Raw genomic sequence first — 15908 nt, 5'->3', positions numbered from 1 at the left:
CTTGTTGCAAGCCAGTCCTGGCATGGCCCAGGACGCGCGCAAGGATGCCTCCGGTGCCACCAAGGCCGCCAACCAGAAGCTGCTGAACGAGTTGCCGTTTTCCGACCGTTCCGACTTCGACGACGCCCACCGTGGCTTCATCGCACCGTTGCCGAGCGAGATCATCAAGGGCGCGTCGGGCAACGTGATCTGGAACCCGCAGCAGTACGCGTTCATCAAGGAAGGATCGACGGCGCCGGGCACCGTCAATCCGAGCCTCTGGCGACAGTCGCAGTTGATCAATATCAGCGGGTTGTTCCAGGTGACTGATGGCATCTACCAGGTCCGCAACCAGGACCTGTCGAACATGACCATCATCGAGGGCAAGGAGGGCATTACGGTGGTCGACCCTCTGGTATCCGAGGAGACGGCAAAGGTGGCCATCGAGCTTTACTACGCCAATCGAGGCCGCAAGCCGGTCAAGGCGGTCATCTATACGCACAGCCATGTCGATCACTACGGCGGCGTGCGCGGCGTGGTGAACGCCGCCGATGTGACGTCCGGCAAGGTCAAGATCTTTGCCCCCGAGGGCTTCCTCGAGGCGGCGGTGGCCGAGAACGTGATGGCGGGCAATGCCATGAGCCGTCGCGCCAGCTATATGTACGGCAACCTGTTGCCGCCAGACCCCAAGGGCCAAGTGGGCGCGGGGCTGGGCACGACCACTTCCGCCGGCACCGTAACGCTGCTGCCGCCAACAGACATCATTACCAAGACCGGAGAGAAGCGCACCATCGACGGCTTGACGTACGAGTTCCTGATGGCGCCGGGATCGGAAGCTCCGTCGGAGATGCTGTGGTACATCGAGGAAAAGAAGGCCATCTCGGCAGCGGAGGACTGCACGCACACACTGCACAACACGTACTCGTTGCGCGGCGCCAAAATCCGGGAACCGCTGCCGTGGTCCAAGTACCTGAACCAGGCGCTGACCATGTGGGGCGCCAAGGCAGACGTCATGTTCGCGCAGCACCATTGGCCGTCCTTTGGCCGGGAGAACGTCGTCAAGCTGCTGCGCCAGCAGCGCGACCTGTATCGCTACATCAACGACGAGACGCTGCATCTCCTCAATCAGGGCGAGACGATGGTCGAGGTCGCCGACAAGTTCAAGCTGCCGCCGGGGCTTTCAAACATGTGGGCCAACCGGGGCTACTACGGTTCGGTGAGCCACGATGTCAAGGCCACCTACGTGCTCTACCTGGGCTGGTTCAACGGCAATCCGGCAACGTTGGACGAACTGACACCGGTGGAGTCGGCCAAGCGCTATGTCGAATTCATGGGTGGCGCCAACGCGGTGCTGGCGAAGGCGAAGCAGTCATACGCCCGTGGCGAGTACCGGTGGGTAGCACAGGTGGTGAACCATGTGGTGTTTGCCGATCCGTCAAACCAGGCCGCCAAGGCTCTACAGGCCGATGCCCTCGAGCAACTCGGCTACCAGGCCGAATCCGGCCCGTGGCGCAACTTCTACCTGACCGGTGCCAAGGAACTGCGTGAGGGCGTTAAGAAGCTGCCGACGCCGAACACGGCCAGCGCCGACACTGTGAAGGCCATGACGCCGGAGATGTTCTTCGACTACCTCAGCGTCCGCGTCAACCGCGCCAAGGCTGCCAACGCGCATGTCGTGCTCAACGTAGACCTTGGCAAGCCGGAAGGCACTTATCTGCTGGAGCTGGAGAACGGCGTGCTCAACCACACGGCGGGCGTACAGGCACAGCAGGCCGATGCAAACGTGACGATGTCGCGCGATACGTTGAACGGCATCATCCTGGGCCAGACCAAGATGGCGGATGCGGTGAAAAACGGCAGCGCGAAGGTGACGGGCAACCAGGCCAAACTGGATGAACTGGTCAGTTACCTCGATACGTTCGAGTTCTGGTTCAACATTGTGACGCCATAGCTCCTCGCGGTCGACTGCGCTGTCTGCCTGCGAATGCCCTGTCGGTTCAAGAGCCGACAGGGCATTTTGATATTCCATTGGGACTGTAGATCGCCGCAACACTAACTCATCTGGGGACGCTGCCGTGGGTCGATTCGGCTGCAATCGGCAGGGATCAGGTTTCGCGGCTTGATCCCACCATTCTTCGCGTCCATGCCTACTGTACTTGGGGGCGCCGCGCCGAGCCCGGCTGATCGTCGATCACAGATGGCACGCATCCAAACAGGCAGGGAAGTGACCGGACCGACAGATCACCCACGACAGAAGCTTCCGATCAACCTAGCGGGTCACCAACCTAACCACAGGAAGCGATTGATGTTAAGGATTGTGATGCCTGCCGTCGACTGCAGGGCAGTCAGCGGTGGCGCCCATGGGCAGGCTTCGAACAATCCTCGGAAGAAAAAACTCAGGATGCAGCGATATGGCGCGCAGGACTATTGCGATTGAAGCGTTTGCTTGGTCAGTTGACCATTCTGAGACGCTCAACGTCGATAGCTCTGATGGAAGTAGGCGAGATGCGGATTCAAACGGTCGTTCGCTGGTTGCTCGTGCCGCTCTGGGCAAATTCCAGACAGCTCTGAATTGAGGTTGCTGCGAATACTAAGCAACTAGTCCGTGGGAATATGAAGCCGAACTCGGGGCGCCTTGAGGCGTTTTCCGTCGATCTGCCTTCGCGGCTGCTGACTGATTGGCTTACCTGGATACGTTGCCGCAGCAAATGTCAATGCTGACGCGGCATCTTCGAACGGGCAAGATTCCCCGGTGGAGCCATCACTGTTGATCGGGGTCACAAACCACCGTCCGTTCAATCTCGTGATGACCAAGCGCGTAATCAGTGTCATAGGTGAAGTCGGCAAACGTACGCCGGTAAGTTCGTCAGAACGCGCAAAAATGCCACTCTCGCGCCAGGTCCGATTCACACCCGAAAATCCTGCGCCATCTCTTCGTCGCCGCGGGCCTCGAGACGCCCAGTTCGACACGCGTTGATGAACTGGGCGTAGTCGGCTTCGTTTTGCTTCGCGTAGGCGAATGCATACTCCACCAGCGCATCAGCAAGACGCTCGCCACTGCCGATGTACGATGAAATCTCAATGCCCTTTCCTCCCGCTTTTGCGTGGGCGCGGGCTAGCGCCCAGCCACACATGCGCGCATAGCCCTGGAGGACGGTATTGCTCATGCGCTCCACTTCTGCCGACACCTTCATATCCCGCAACTGTCGGAAATAGAAGTGACGATTGGCGGGACCGGTCGTCCACCCCAGAAACGAATCGCTGGCCGCCTGAAGCAGGCGCTGGCCAGCGACGACGCGCTCGCCTTGATGTGAGGGGCCGGTTGCGGGAAAATAGGTGGCAATGACCGAGGGCCTTGCCTCTTTGACTTGCAGAAAGAGAGGATTCCCGTGGCAATCGACGAACAGCATGACAAGGCAGAACGTACCCACGCTGCCAACGCCGACGACCTTGAAGGCAATGTCGTGAAGTTCATACTGGGAGATCAATGCACGGCGGTCAAACGGTAATGTTTGCACGTAGGCGTCAAAGGCCTTCGCGAGCTTACCCTTCCATGCATCGGTATCGGCCCATTTTTCGTTACCAAGCAAGGAGTTTGGGCCGCTAGGGTGGAAGAGTGCTGGTGGAGCGTCCTGAATGGCCCAGTGGCCGTCCTGCAAAGTAGCCATCTTGGTCAGAACACTTTCGTTGGTCCGGCTGGCCGCCTTCTTGCTGGTCTTCGCAATCAATTCCCGGCCTTCGTCGCTCACCGCACGGTCCATCATTCGGTCGAAGGTGATGACTTCGTGCCAGAGATCCAGTGAACTGGATTCCGAGTACTCGCACATCTTTTCACTGTACTCCTGCACCGCAGTCGACACACATTCGGCGATCGCTCCGCGACTAACGCCCATATGATCGCCAGCGATGGCGAAACTTGCCACAAGACGCTTCAGGTCCCACTCCCAGGGGCCGGGAGCGACTTCGTCGAAGTCGTTCAGATCGAAGACGAGCTGTCGTTCCGGGGTCGCAAAGCCGCCAAAGTTCGATAAATGTGCGTCCCCACAAATGGGAACGATGATGCCGGTGTTGACGGTGCCCGCGAGGTCGTGAGCCTGGAGTACGGCGCTGCCTCGAAAGAATGTGAAAGGCGAAACGGACATCCGGCCGTATCGGAGCGGGACCAGTGCCTCAACTCGACCGGCACTGTTCGCCTTCAGTAGTTCGATCGGATCTCGCTTGGTGTCACCGATGTTTGCGTGCTGGGAGCGTCTGACGCGCTGTCGTGCCTGGCGACCGAAGTCCTGCCGTGTGGACGCACTCGGGGAAGCGGTCATCTGGTATCACCTCTCATCGTTCCTTCGACTTCCTATACCGCCGCTTTCTCAGTACGACGGGTTCACCGGGACAATTGGCCCGACGCGCAGCTCCGTGTGGCTTCGGCCGGTGGCGACATGGGCTTCTTGATGCTTGCAGCAAAGGACCGATGGCGGAAGTGAATATTTTTGGGTGTCGATCTAACTGAATTTGAGTTCGCAATATATGTCGCGTACGACCCGTAGAGAGACAGCCCGTCCGGGCCAAACCGGCGCAGCGGTTATCGTGATTCGTATCTTGCAAATCAGCTCCCGGAATGCGTTGATTGCATCACTCCCTTGAGTGCGTAGCCTAAAAATTTTTTGGACGGACAAGAAAAGATTCACTTCTGCCATGTGAGATGTTGGGAGACCATCCGTTCACCTGGAGGGACTTCTTGGGGGGGAAGCAATGAAGCCCGTACTCGTCCTGACTGCCGCGCTTGCAATGGAGTGGACATTGTTGGGGTGGGCGCAAGCGCAGCCGATAAGAGGCAAGCCAGCAACGGCGCCCACAAAGTCGACAAGCGCAGCTGCCCTGAAGGAACAGTCTTTCAGTGACAAGGCGGATTTCGAAGACACGCAACGAGCACTGGTTGCGAAGCCGGACAAGCTAACTGTACGCAACGCAAAAGGCGACGTTGCCTGGGATATCGAGGCAGACGTCGCCGTTCGGCAGCGCTTGCCGGCCGCGTTCAACATGGTCGACGCTAGCCTGATACCGGCGGCGATCTACAGCAGACTCTGGCTATGAGCGGAATTTCTCAAAGCATCGGATATCCGGTCATTGCGGACGGACTAGACTTTTCCATCGTCCGCAATGACCTGCTGTTCCGCTTCCAACGTCGCATCGGGCTGATCCCGGCCACAGGGCTTGGTATTGGACGTCGCGCCGTCTTTTACAGCATGCTGTGCTGGCTGCCGCTTGTCATCTGGGCATGGTCAACGGGGCGAATGTTACCTGGTGGGCCTGACGAGCCCATGCTTGGTCACTTTGGCATCCATGTGCGATGCCTGGTTGCCGTCCCACTGATGATCGCGGGCGAAGTACTTGCCCAGACGCTGGTACCGCTGTGCCTGACTCAGTTCGTACGCACCGGCATTGTCGATCCAAGCCTTGTTCCTGGCTTCCGGGAGGTGATCCAGGCCGGTTCCCGCTTGCGCGACCGCTTCTACCCGTGGGTAGTAATCGGTGGATTGGTTATCGCCTGGACGGCCATAGTCCTGGCGTCACCGAACCCCGACGAGATCGCGTGGACGGGCGAGCGGTCGGCACGAACATTCGGCGCGTGGTGGCTTCTGCTGGTGGTAAGACCAGTGTTCTCCGTGCTGCTTCTGGCGTGGGTCTGGCGGCTTTGTCTCGCCGCCGTCGTCCTGGGCCGGCTTGCGCGGCTACCGCTTCAGCTTGTGCCAACGCATCCTGATCGGGTAGGAGGGTTAGGATTTCTGGCGCGCATGCCGGTTGCCTTCGCGCCGTTCACGCTTGCGGTGTCGGCGGTTGTGGCCGCTTCCTGGGCCCATCTTGTTGCCTACCACGACACACCCGTGCCGTCCCTCTACATTCAAATGGGACTGCTGGTCGTCGTGCTAATACTACTGGTAGCCATGCCGCTGCTGTGCTTCACCCCATTGCTGATGCACATGAAGAAGCAAGCGATGCTCGACTACGGTGTCTTGCTTGCCGAACATGGTCGGAAGGTTCAAGGCCGTTGGCTAGAAGGCAAGGATGGCCTGGATGATGACGAGATGCTCAATGCGCCAGAATTGGGCGCCACTGCAGATACGCAGACCATCTACGAGTCCGTGACGAAAATTCGGGTCGTGATTGTCAACAAATACGTACTGTTCGCAATCGCGCTTCCGGCGGCTTTACCCATGCTTCTACTTGTGGCTGGTCAGTACCCTATCAAGGCAACGCTGCTCAAACTATTGACAGTTCTTCTGTAGGTGTGTAGAGCGCGGCGCTTGGTTCATCGCGACTCGCACGCCACGAGCATCGGGGGCACCGCAATTGATTTGAACAGGGACACGCCCGTGCGGGCTGTCCTTCCACCAACGGCTGTACATCGCTTGGAGAGTGTACTCATGGCACGCTTACCGGTACTTGGTTTGCTCGCTGTTGCCCTGACGGCCTGCAGTAGTGCACCCCCGTCGCCAGCCAAGGCGCCGGAGAATCCGCCGGTCGCCGCCGCGGCGCCCGCCGCCCAGGCGCCGGCGCCGAAGCCCGACGCCAATGCAGTGGACCCGGCGGTCATCAAGGCATTGCAGGACATGGGCGCGAGCCTGCAGTCCCTCAAGCAGTTCGAGGTCGGTATCAGCCTGACTGGCGAGCGCGTACTGCAGGACGGGCAGAAGCTGCAGCACACCGCGATCGCGGATCTCGACGTCGTTCGGCCCAACAAACTGCGTGCGATGATGCGCAGTGCCCGTCTGCAGCGTGACCTGATCTACGACGGCAAGACCGTGACGCTCTACCAGCCTGAGCAGAAGTACTACTCCCAGGCCCAGTTCAGCGACAACCTCAACACACTCGTGGACCGATTGAGCGAACGCTATGGCATAGAAGTGCCGTCTGCGGACCTGTTCCTGTGGGGTACGCCCGCCGCCCCGATCGGTAACATCGATTCGGCGATGAACGCCGGACAGGACTTTATCGCTGGCGACCTGTGCGACCACTATGCGTTCAGGCAAGGTCAGTTCGACTGGCAGATCTGGATTTCTGTTGGCCCGCGCCCGCTGCCGCGCAAGCTGGTCATCACGAATCGCTCGGACGATGCACGGCCGCAGTCGGTCACGTACTACAAGTGGAACTTGAATCCGAAGTTTGGCAATGCCACATTCGCATTCACGCCGCCGGCAGGCGCCAAGCCCGCCGAGTTCGTTCCCCTGAAGTCCCGCTAAGGAGCCCGTGATGACATACGCATTCGGCAAGCTTTCGATGGTTTGCATGACCGCGCTCGTCCTGGCAGCGTCGGGATGGGTAACAACGGCGGAAGCCAGACCGGGGGGCCGAGGTGGCCACGCCGGGGGCGGAGGGCATATGGCAGGCGCACATGCCGGCGGCGGCGGAGGGGGAGGTGGCGGACGACAGATCAACAACAGCCATGTGGACGCTCGCGCCAACAACGTACGCAGCAACAGCGTCAACAGCGTCAATGCTAATCGCAACGTCAACGTCAATTCCAACCGCAACGTCAACGTGAACGTCGACAACCACGGCGGATGCTGTGGGTGGGACAACGACTACCACCCAGTTGCCACGGCTGCTGCCGTCACGGCGACGGTGGCCGTGACGTCGGCAGTTGTGGGCTCGATCGTCCGATCGGTGCCACCCAACTGCGCACCTGTGAACTATGGTGGCATGGTCTACCAGCAATGCGGCGGTACCTGGTATCAGCCGCAGGGATCGCAGTACGTGGTGGTCAATCCGCCATACTGAGTGGGCCGGGGCCACGACGGCCCCGGCGCGTTGCCCAGCGCAAGACGAGACCCTGGGGGATGTATATGACCTGCTTCGCCAGCCTGCCATTGCTGCTGCTATTTTTGGGAAGCACCACGGTCATCGGGCGAGATATCCAGTTGGGGGATGGTGCAGGGAATAGAAGACAGGACCGCATTGAAGCAGAGATGTGGGGATCGTGCGAGACGCGGCTGGCGTCGCACCCAACCCGCGCGCCCACCTGTCAGGCATGAACGATCATCAATTCGCAAGACTATACCGACGCCGAGCCAACTCGGTGATCCGTTGCTTAGCGCCGGAGTTGGGGCGGGTGGCCGAAACACATGCCCGCGCACCCTGCTGCGTTACCCCCACTCGCCATGGCATCTTCGCAACTACGGCTCAATGCTAGGCTTTGTAAGCTGCTGATGAGGGTATTTTAGGCTAGGGAAACATGGGGAAGGCGGCGTTAACTGTGGCGTTTTTGCTTGGATCGATGCACGCCGGAGCACAGACGGGGCCGACTTTCAACGTGGTCGGCGCCAATGTCCAGAAGCAGGCAAATGGCGTGCTGACGCTGATGTCGTTTGCAGCAGTACCCGACCTTGCGTCGAGCTCTTTGTCGATCAGCGGCACAGGCACAGACAATCCAAACTTGCTCTTATGGCAGCTCGGAGGCGGATTCACGCTTAGCAAATCAGTTCCGCTCTATCTCGAAGGATCGATTGGTTATAACCGTTACGATCCAGTGTTTATAGCGTCAAACGGTTCCGAAGAACGTCGCCTACCAACGAAATGGAACACGTTTGTGGGGACGGTTGGCGTCGGCTGGGACTTTCCACTGACCGATAGCAGGGAACTCGTATTCCGTCCGATTTTCAACGCGTCAATTGGGCGGGTCGCGAGTGACCTCTCTGTCGCCAAGTTCGTTGTCGAACAGAAAACCGACCGTGATATCGCATTCCTCGACGATGGGGCGATGAATGCATATGGCCTCGGGGGTTCCGTCATGCTTGATTGGGAGAGTCACCGAGATGACAACGATATCGATCTCGAGCTTCGCTATACCAACATATATTTGAGAAGCTTCGGTACAGATTCTGGCATTTATGCGGCTTCTGCCGCGCAGACCGCGAGCCTGTATGCACGTTGGCGCGCCCCCACCGGCATACGAGCATTGGACCGGCCTGTGCGCTACGTGCTTGAGCTATCCCATTCTCGCTATTTTGGCAACCAGGCCGGTGCGCTGGGGTTCAACTACCTCACGACATTCGGGACAGGGCTAGAGCTCGATACTAGCGCGCACGATGTGTTCGTGACGCGGATCCGGGCTGTCGTTCGATATGTTTTCGGGAACAATGTTTCAGGGGTCTCCTTTGGACTGGCCGCCAGCTTTTAGCTTCTGAATTGCCGGGTGAACCGTAAAGGGGAACCGTAACGCAACCACTCGGCCTTTTCAGCCTCTGGGAGGTGTGCATGACCGATTTCAGCAAACAGACACTCTTAATTGCGTCGGCCGCCATAAGCTTGGTCGGTTGTAGTGGTCAACACACAATACCACCGGAATCGGAACCGGCAATTGGTCGGCCTAACCCGGCCTCTGTCTATTGCGCGAGCGTTGGCGGAAGGTCTGAAGTGCGGAAAGACGAAAGCGCTGCAGAGCGCGGAATGTGTCATTTGCCTGACGGGTCCGTAGTCGACGAATGGCAGCTATACCGAAGGAGTCAGTCTTTGCGCTGATCATCGACATCACTAAATTGGCACTCTGATCCAACTCGCGCGTATCCACTTCGCCGGGCATATTGAAAGGTAGAGATGAAAGTGCTCTTGTTTGTGCTCTCGCGGCGCTGCTGGGCAATTCTGACGTCCGTGTGTCTGGCGTATTACCCGCTGGTTGGCAAGGTGTACGCGCAGGTGAATGCACAGACAGAACCCAGAACTGCCGAAGCTAAGCCCCGACTGTCGTTCTTCGACCAGGAGGACGGCATGTTAGATATGAGCGACTATTTGCTGAATCACAAAGGTGCCCTCCCTGTACCAATGGTTATCACCGAACCGGCTATCGGTTATGGCTTCGGGCTTGGTCTGTTGTTCTTCTCCGAGTCGATGGCAGAGGCCGCTCAGAAGGCCAAAGAGGCCGGCGCCGGTCCAGCACCCCCGAATATTACTGCCGTGGGAGGCGCATACACAGAAAATGGAACGTGGGCAGCCGGTGCCGCGCATTTCCATACGTGGGGTGGTGATCGAATTCGCTACCTGGGCGCCGTCGGAAAAGTTGATGCCAATCTTGAGTACTTTGGCCTTTCCAATCAGTCTCGAGCCTACCAGCTCGAGGGCTTTGCCTTGATTCAACAGTTGCTGTTCCGACTAGGAGATTCACGCTGGTATATCGGTCCTCGCTATGTCTACGCCGACACCACCGCAATATTCAAGTTCGGCAGCAGTGCCACCGAGATCGCGCCGTTTGACAAGAACCAGCGGATTGGCAAGGGCGGAATCGTCGTCGACTACGATTCGCGAGATAACTTCTTCTTCCCAAGTAAGGGTACATACGCGGAGTTGGAAGCCCAGTTCGCACGTCCGGGACTTGGGAGCACCCAGAGCTTCGACATGTATAACGCACGCGGCTTCACCTGGCTGCCTCTCGCGCGCACATGGATCCTGGGTCTGCGTGCCGATACCAAGTTCTCAACTGGCAACGTGCCTTTCTATGCGCAGCCGTATGTTGACCTGCGCGGCGTTCAGAAGGGGCGTTATCAGGATCGCAACGCGATGGCTGCGGAAGTTGAGCTTCGTTGGGACGTCACGCCGCGGTGGTCTTTACTTGCCTTCTCAGGAGCCGGCAGAGCATATGGACGTTGGCACGATTTTGCTGACGCCGCTACGGTGGTTAGCGTGGGCGGTGGGTTTCGCTACATGATCGCCCGCAAGCTGGGCATATCGATGGGTATCGACATTGCCCACAGCAAAGACCAAAACGCCTTCTATATCCAAGTTGGAAGCGCATGGCGCTAGATTGTTCGCACCAAAACAGCTTCCATGCTGCGAAGTCACGTCGCAGTGTTTTTCCCGTCCACATGGCGACTCATCACAAAAATCTCTTCAAAGCGATCACGAATGCGGCATGGACTTTTCGCCTGATGTTTGATGGAGATCAGCATCACAAGGCCACAACAGAAAATTGCGGAATGCGAAACATCATGAAATGATGTTAAATGTAAAAATATGACAGTATTTGGCTTAATTTATTGGAACTTATGAAATGTGATGTTTGCGGGGGGGGTGCTAAGCTTGTTCAAATTTTTCAAGATGGAGGACAAGTTAATGCAAAAGAAGATTGCAGCTCGGATGGCAGTTGCGACCGCGATTGCAACCACATCGTTGTCAGTCACGGCGGGCGACTTGAAGAATGCTGCTGGCGGAGCACTAGGCGGCGCTGCTGGCGCAGCAGTCGGAAGCGCCGTCGGTGGCAGCGCAGGCGCGATTGTTGGCGGCGCTGTGGGTGGTGCCGCCGGCGGCGCAGTTACATCGAATGGCCGCGAACGCACAGGGGCCGTAGTTGGTGGTGCAATAGGAGGTGGTGCAGGCGCTGCCGCCGGCAATGCGATGGGCGGGACGACCGGCGCGCTCGTTGGTGCCGCGGTGGGGGGTGGCGCCGGATCTGCGCTCGGTGGCAACATCTCCCGCAGTAATTCGTACTCCGACAATCATGACAGCGGCAAGCATCATCACAAGCGCAAGCACGGCAAACATTACGACTGACCGGAGGCATTGTTTGGAGGGCCGCGAAACCAGTTCCCGCACCACATATCCTCATACATCGTTGCCCGTGAGCTGAGCATATCGACGGACGTTGCTTACACCAAGGACCAAAACGCCGCCTATAGCCGGGTATGGATCGCGTCGCGCTAGAGTTTTCATCCACGATGGTCTCTCCGACCTCATGACCAGCTTTCCTACGGCGCGTTCCCCCTGGCGACCCCGGATCGGCCGCGACCCATCGGTAAGTGCGGCGTCGACGCTGTCGCAGGCTATCGAGCGGCTCGTGCTGGCCTCGAGTGCGAGGAGATGCCAGCGGCCGAGGCGAGCTAAGGGGAAATGAGGAATACCCCTCATTTGAGGGTGGCGGGCGTATTGAGGATGCGCTTCAATCCACTTCGGCAGTGTTTCCGCGACACGGCCAAACCTTTTTCGCCCTGACGCCCCCCCGGCCCGTCAGGGTGTTTTCTTTGGCTTGACCAAATCATCGGTTCTACTGATTTCCCTATTTCGGAAATAGTAGCGTGATCACCGCTCGGCCACCCCAGCCGTGCGGGCCGCTCGTCGGTGAGTTCGCCCAATAGGTCGCGTACAGGCCGAAGCTGACAGGCCGCCCTTCGATCTTGACGAGCTTGCTGGCGCCCGCGTGAATCGGCACGCTCCAGTGTGTCTGCTTCCAGTCGTAGGTCGATTCCGTGTTGAGCGTGTAAGTCCAGGCCGTCGGCGTAGTGTATGACAGGAAGGGTTGGATGAACGTGCTGCTCACAGCCGGGCGCCCGTTGTCCCCCGCCACCGACCAGATGTGGTTGCCAAGTGCACCATACGTCCACGGCCCATGCTGAACCAGTCCGACGGCTGTTGGGCCCAGTCCCCACTTGCGCCCGCTGAGCTGGTTCTCGGTCCCGGTCGGCAGCAGGAGAGCGGGCCCGACACCCCAGATGAGGCCGCCGCCCGTCGGCTGCTTCGGCGAGAAAAAGGCGCTCTGCAGGGTGTCGCCAAGGCCGGATTGCGATCCCGAGCCCGGCGTGACCGACGACTGATAGGTGATTGGCAGGATCGTCCGCGAGATGAGATTCCAATTTTCGTTCAGGGAAATAGGCACCACGGGCTGGAAGTTCATGGTCAGCCGGTCGCCGTCGTGCACCGGTCCGATGCCACGGTCGTAGTTGAACTGAAACGGCACGCTGATCAGCGCCGCAACCGGGTTGGTGAGCTTCTTGGCGAGATCGGCGGAGTCTTCGGCCAGCGCCGATCCTGAGGCCGCGAACAAGGCGGACAGGATGCAGGCCAGCGCTCCACGGTGGACGACGTTGCGCATGCATGGCTCCTCGAAATGGGTGCGAACACGATGCTGCCTACCGGCGCAGCGATGCCTCCAGGCTCATGAGGTTCTGCGGGGCCACGCGGATCAGGCCGCCACGCGGGCTGTCGATATCGGCGATCAGCGCCAGCGACAGCGATACGGTCACCGGCAGGATGAACAGCAGGAACGCCTTCGACGTTTCGGTGCGCGCGCCATAGCCCTGCATCAGCGTGCTGAAGAACGCGATGATGATCATCAGGCACCAGGCGGCCACCGGAATCCGGTTCAGCCACGCGGCCTCGGCATAGCCCTGCGAATTGATGACGTCATTCATGCCGGCCACCACCAGCGCGGTGATGGGATTCGGCTTTTCGCGCGCCACGCCGCGCACGACCTTCCACATCTCGTCTTGGACCTGCGCGGTGGTCGTCGCGATCTCGCCGAGTTGCTCGCGATCGCGCGTCCGGTAGTAGAGCAGTCGCTGGTCGAGATAGCGCACCAGCAGCGCCTTCACCTTGTCTGCCTCCGGTCCCTCGATGAGGTCCGCGCGCAGGTATTCGGTGCCGATGGCGTTGGCTTCCTCCTCTTCCAGGTTCTTGCGCTGGTCGTAGCGGCCCACGGCCATCGACAGCGTGAAGCCAATCAGCAGCGCCAACAATGTCAGTGTGGCGCCCTGGATGATGTTGAAGTCGTCCCGCCCCTCGCTGCGGATCGGCCGGAGTTGCCGCAGGACCAGGGCACCGATGGCCGTGGCAATGGCCAGCAGGATCAGCATCAGGACGAACAGGACGGCCGGGTGTCGGATGACTTGTTCCATGGCAAGGGCGACTGGTGCTCCGGGCGGTGGGCGGGTGGCGCCAAGCGGCGATGTTTGGGGCTTGCCCGAGCGGCATCGGGAAGCCAGCCTGACCTCCTATGCTTTCGTCTCCATGCGTGTGGCGGAAGTGAATCTTTTGCGCGAGCGATCTTAAAAATATCGAGAGCACCGGGGTGTCGCACGGACCGGCGGCAGCGTCGAAATGACGCCGCTGCTGGCGTTCAGGACATTGGATTGTCGGCCGTCCGCTGATGCACTGCGGCAAACGCGGGCGGTAAAACGGAAAGGGGCTGCGAAGGGCGGCGCGTGCACCTTTGGGAAATACACAACGTCGAGGCTTTGTGCTTTACTTTGCGCACCGGCCCGGGGGCCATGTCATGGAGTTTCCCATGAGCGCAGCGTTTGACTGGTTCCTGCACGTGCTTCACGGCCACCCTGAGGTCACCTTCTTCCTCGTGCTGGGTCTGGGCTATGCGCTTGGCAAGCTCAAGATTGGTAGCTTCACCTTGGGCGCGGTTACTGGGACGCTGCTCGCGGGTGTGCTGGTCGGCCAACTGGGGCTCAAGATATCCGGAGAAGTGAAGCAGTGCTTCTTCTTGCTCTTCCTGTTTTCGATCGGGTTTCGCACCGGCCCGCAGTTCTTTCGTGGCTTGCGTAGCGACGGCCTGCAACAGGCCCTGTTGGCTGCGATCGTGGCCACGACGGGTCTTGTAGTGGCCTACGCCGTCAGCAAGCTGTTTAGCTATCCGGCGGGTACCGCAGCCGGCGTGATCGCAGGGTCGCTAACCGAGTCGGCCACTATCGGCACGGCTAGCGATGCCATCTCGCGACTTGCGCTCTCGGATGCCGATCGACAGATCCTGACTAACCAGATCCCAGTCGCGTTTGCAGTCACCTATTTAGTAGGTGTAATCGGCGCGGCGTGGATTCTCAGTCAGCTTGCGCCCAAGCTCATGGGGGTGGACCTGGTCGCAGCCTGCCGCGAGTTGGAAGACAAGATGCAGGGCGGCTCTACACAGGGTATGCCGGCGCGGCGCGAGTTCGAGTTTCGCGCATATCACATCGATGGAGGCTGCCCGCTGGTGGGCGCGTCGGTTGCGGAGCTGGAAGGGGCGATGGACGACCAGCGTATCTTCATAGAGCGTGTGCGGCGCGATGGGGTTGTCACGAATGCGAGCCCAGACACGGTGCTGCGCGCGGGCGACGCTATTAGCGTAACGGGCCGGCGCGCCATGCTAGTCGAACGCATGGAAGGGCCGGGGTCTGGTGTCCGCGAGATCGATGACCGCGAGTTGCTTGGCATTGAGGCGGAAGCTTTGGACGTGGTGATCACGTCCAAAGCAATTGACGGTCGCCGGCTTGGCGACCTGGCGAAGGAGCAGGGTGCGCGCGGCGTATTCGTGCTGCGCGTCACCCGCGCCGGTACACCGGTCTTGATCTCTCCCGAAACCGTACTCAACCGTGGGGATGTGCTGACACTTGTGGGCAGCGTCGCAAGCGTAGACGCTGTCGTCGACAGAGTTGGGGTGGCAGATCGCGCGACCAATGCGACGGACATGGTGCTGGTATCACTGGGCATCGTGGTCGGCGCGTTTGTGGGTGTCCCGGCGCTCGTCGTTGGCGGTGTCGAGATCGGCCTATCTTTGAGCGTCGGGGTGCTTCTGGGTGGGCTGGTATGTGGCTGGCTGCGCTCCGTACAGCCACGGCTCTTCGGCCGGATTCCGGGACCAACCTTATGGGTGTTCGAATCGATCGGACTGACAGGTTTTGTGGCCATCGTAGGCCTGAATGCCGGGCCTGACTTCGTCAAGGGGCTTCAGTCAAGCGGCCTTTCACTCCTGCTCGCAGGAGTGTTGACGGTCAGCATTCCCATGCTGGTGGGTGTTCTCATCGGGCACAAGGTACTTAAGATGCATCCCGGCGTCATGCTCGGCGTCTGCGCAGGAGCGTCGACGGCCACGCCAGCGCTGGCGGCAGTCCAGGAAGCCGCGAAAAGCGCGGTCCCGACGCTGGGGTACGGTGTAGCCTACGCCGTGGGAAACGTGTTGCTAGCGTTGTGGGGGACAGTCATCGTGGCGCTGACGGCTTGATCTGCCGGATTGAGTCATCTCATAGCGTCTGAAGGCTTCTTGCCGGGCTTTGCCTTACGGCGAACCGCCTGCGGCCGTGGTTCGGCAAGCTCAGCCGCTTGACCCTGGATCGGTCGATAGACCTCCTTTAAGCAACACCCACGTGCTCGACTCGAGGTCCTCGCCAGTCTCTATCAGAGCCGATCCA

Annotated in this window: 13 protein-coding genes; 10 read left to right on the top strand and 3 right to left on the bottom strand. The window is 59.7% G+C overall.

The features are described from left to right. Nucleotides 1-22: 22 nt before the first annotated feature. Nucleotides 23-1930 carry an alkyl/aryl-sulfatase gene (locus tag A9J21_RS02045; RefSeq protein ID WP_156545622.1) on the top strand — a complete coding sequence of 636 codons (1908 nt, stop codon included), beginning with the start codon at nt 23-25 and terminating at the stop codon, nt 1928-1930. A gap of 955 nt (nt 1931-2885) precedes the next feature. Here A9J21_RS02045 and A9J21_RS02040 read toward each other — a convergent pair. Then, nucleotides 2886-4295, bottom strand: coding sequence for a DUF2252 domain-containing protein (locus tag A9J21_RS02040; RefSeq protein WP_066731362.1), 1410 nt, complete (start codon nt 4293-4295; stop codon nt 2886-2888). Nucleotides 4296-4725: 430 nt separating this feature from the next. Between A9J21_RS02040 and A9J21_RS02035 the strand changes: the two genes are divergently transcribed. The 8 genes from A9J21_RS02035 (at nt 4726) to A9J21_RS30615 (ending at nt 11514) form a co-directional block, all read left to right on the top strand. After that, nucleotides 4726-5067 (top strand): hypothetical protein, encoded by a 342-nt coding sequence (locus tag A9J21_RS02035; RefSeq protein ID WP_066731360.1) that lies wholly within the window; start codon nt 4726-4728, stop codon nt 5065-5067. Continuing rightward, nucleotides 5064-6260, top strand: a complete 1197-nt coding sequence (locus tag A9J21_RS02030; protein ID WP_066731358.1) for a hypothetical protein — start codon at nt 5064-5066, stop codon at nt 6258-6260. Before A9J21_RS02035 ends, A9J21_RS02030 begins: the two co-directional genes overlap by 4 nt. A gap of 138 nt (nt 6261-6398) precedes the next feature. Further along, entirely contained in the window at nt 6399-7214 is an 816-nt protein-coding gene (locus A9J21_RS02025) for a DUF2092 domain-containing protein (RefSeq protein WP_066731357.1), read from the top strand. A 10-nt stretch (nt 7215-7224) separates the two neighbouring features. After that, nucleotides 7225-7752: a hypothetical protein gene (locus tag A9J21_RS02020; protein ID WP_066731355.1), complete on the top strand. Its 528-nt coding sequence runs from the start codon at nt 7225-7227 to the stop codon at nt 7750-7752. Between the two features lie 454 nt (nt 7753-8206). Further along, nucleotides 8207-9151 carry a hypothetical protein gene (locus tag A9J21_RS02015; protein ID WP_066731353.1) on the top strand — a complete coding sequence of 315 codons (945 nt, stop codon included), beginning with the start codon at nt 8207-8209 and terminating at the stop codon, nt 9149-9151. A 77-nt stretch (nt 9152-9228) separates the two neighbouring features. Next, nucleotides 9229-9492 carry a DUF333 domain-containing protein gene (locus A9J21_RS30620; RefSeq protein WP_082926186.1) on the top strand — a complete coding sequence of 88 codons (264 nt, stop codon included), beginning with the start codon at nt 9229-9231 and terminating at the stop codon, nt 9490-9492. A gap of 75 nt (nt 9493-9567) precedes the next feature. Next, complete coding sequence (locus A9J21_RS02010) at nt 9568-10767, top strand: BamA/TamA family outer membrane protein (protein ID WP_156545620.1); 1200 nt, start codon at nt 9568-9570, stop codon at nt 10765-10767. A gap of 309 nt (nt 10768-11076) precedes the next feature. Next, complete coding sequence (locus A9J21_RS30615) at nt 11077-11514, top strand: hypothetical protein (protein ID WP_082926198.1); 438 nt, start codon at nt 11077-11079, stop codon at nt 11512-11514. A gap of 502 nt (nt 11515-12016) precedes the next feature. Here the strand turns inward: A9J21_RS30615 and A9J21_RS02000 are convergent. Both A9J21_RS02000 and A9J21_RS01995 read right to left on the bottom strand, forming a co-directional pair. Further along, entirely contained in the window at nt 12017-12829 is an 813-nt protein-coding gene (locus tag A9J21_RS02000; protein WP_066731349.1) for a hypothetical protein, read from the bottom strand. 37 nt (nt 12830-12866) lie between these two features. After that, nucleotides 12867-13631 carry a hypothetical protein gene (locus tag A9J21_RS01995; RefSeq protein WP_066731348.1) on the bottom strand — a complete coding sequence of 255 codons (765 nt, stop codon included), beginning with the start codon at nt 13629-13631 and terminating at the stop codon, nt 12867-12869. 389 nt (nt 13632-14020) lie between these two features. Between A9J21_RS01995 and aspT the strand changes: the two genes are divergently transcribed. Beyond that, on the top strand, nt 14021-15721 hold the full coding sequence (gene aspT, locus A9J21_RS01990) for an aspartate-alanine antiporter (RefSeq protein WP_066731464.1): 1701 nt from the start codon (nt 14021-14023) through the stop codon (nt 15719-15721). Nucleotides 15722-15908: the final 187 nt, after the last annotated feature.

Source organism: Cupriavidus sp. D384, assembly GCF_001652915.1.
Classification (GTDB): Bacteria; Pseudomonadota; Gammaproteobacteria; order Burkholderiales; family Burkholderiaceae; genus Cupriavidus.
This window is presented reverse-complemented; position numbering and strand designations above follow the sequence as displayed.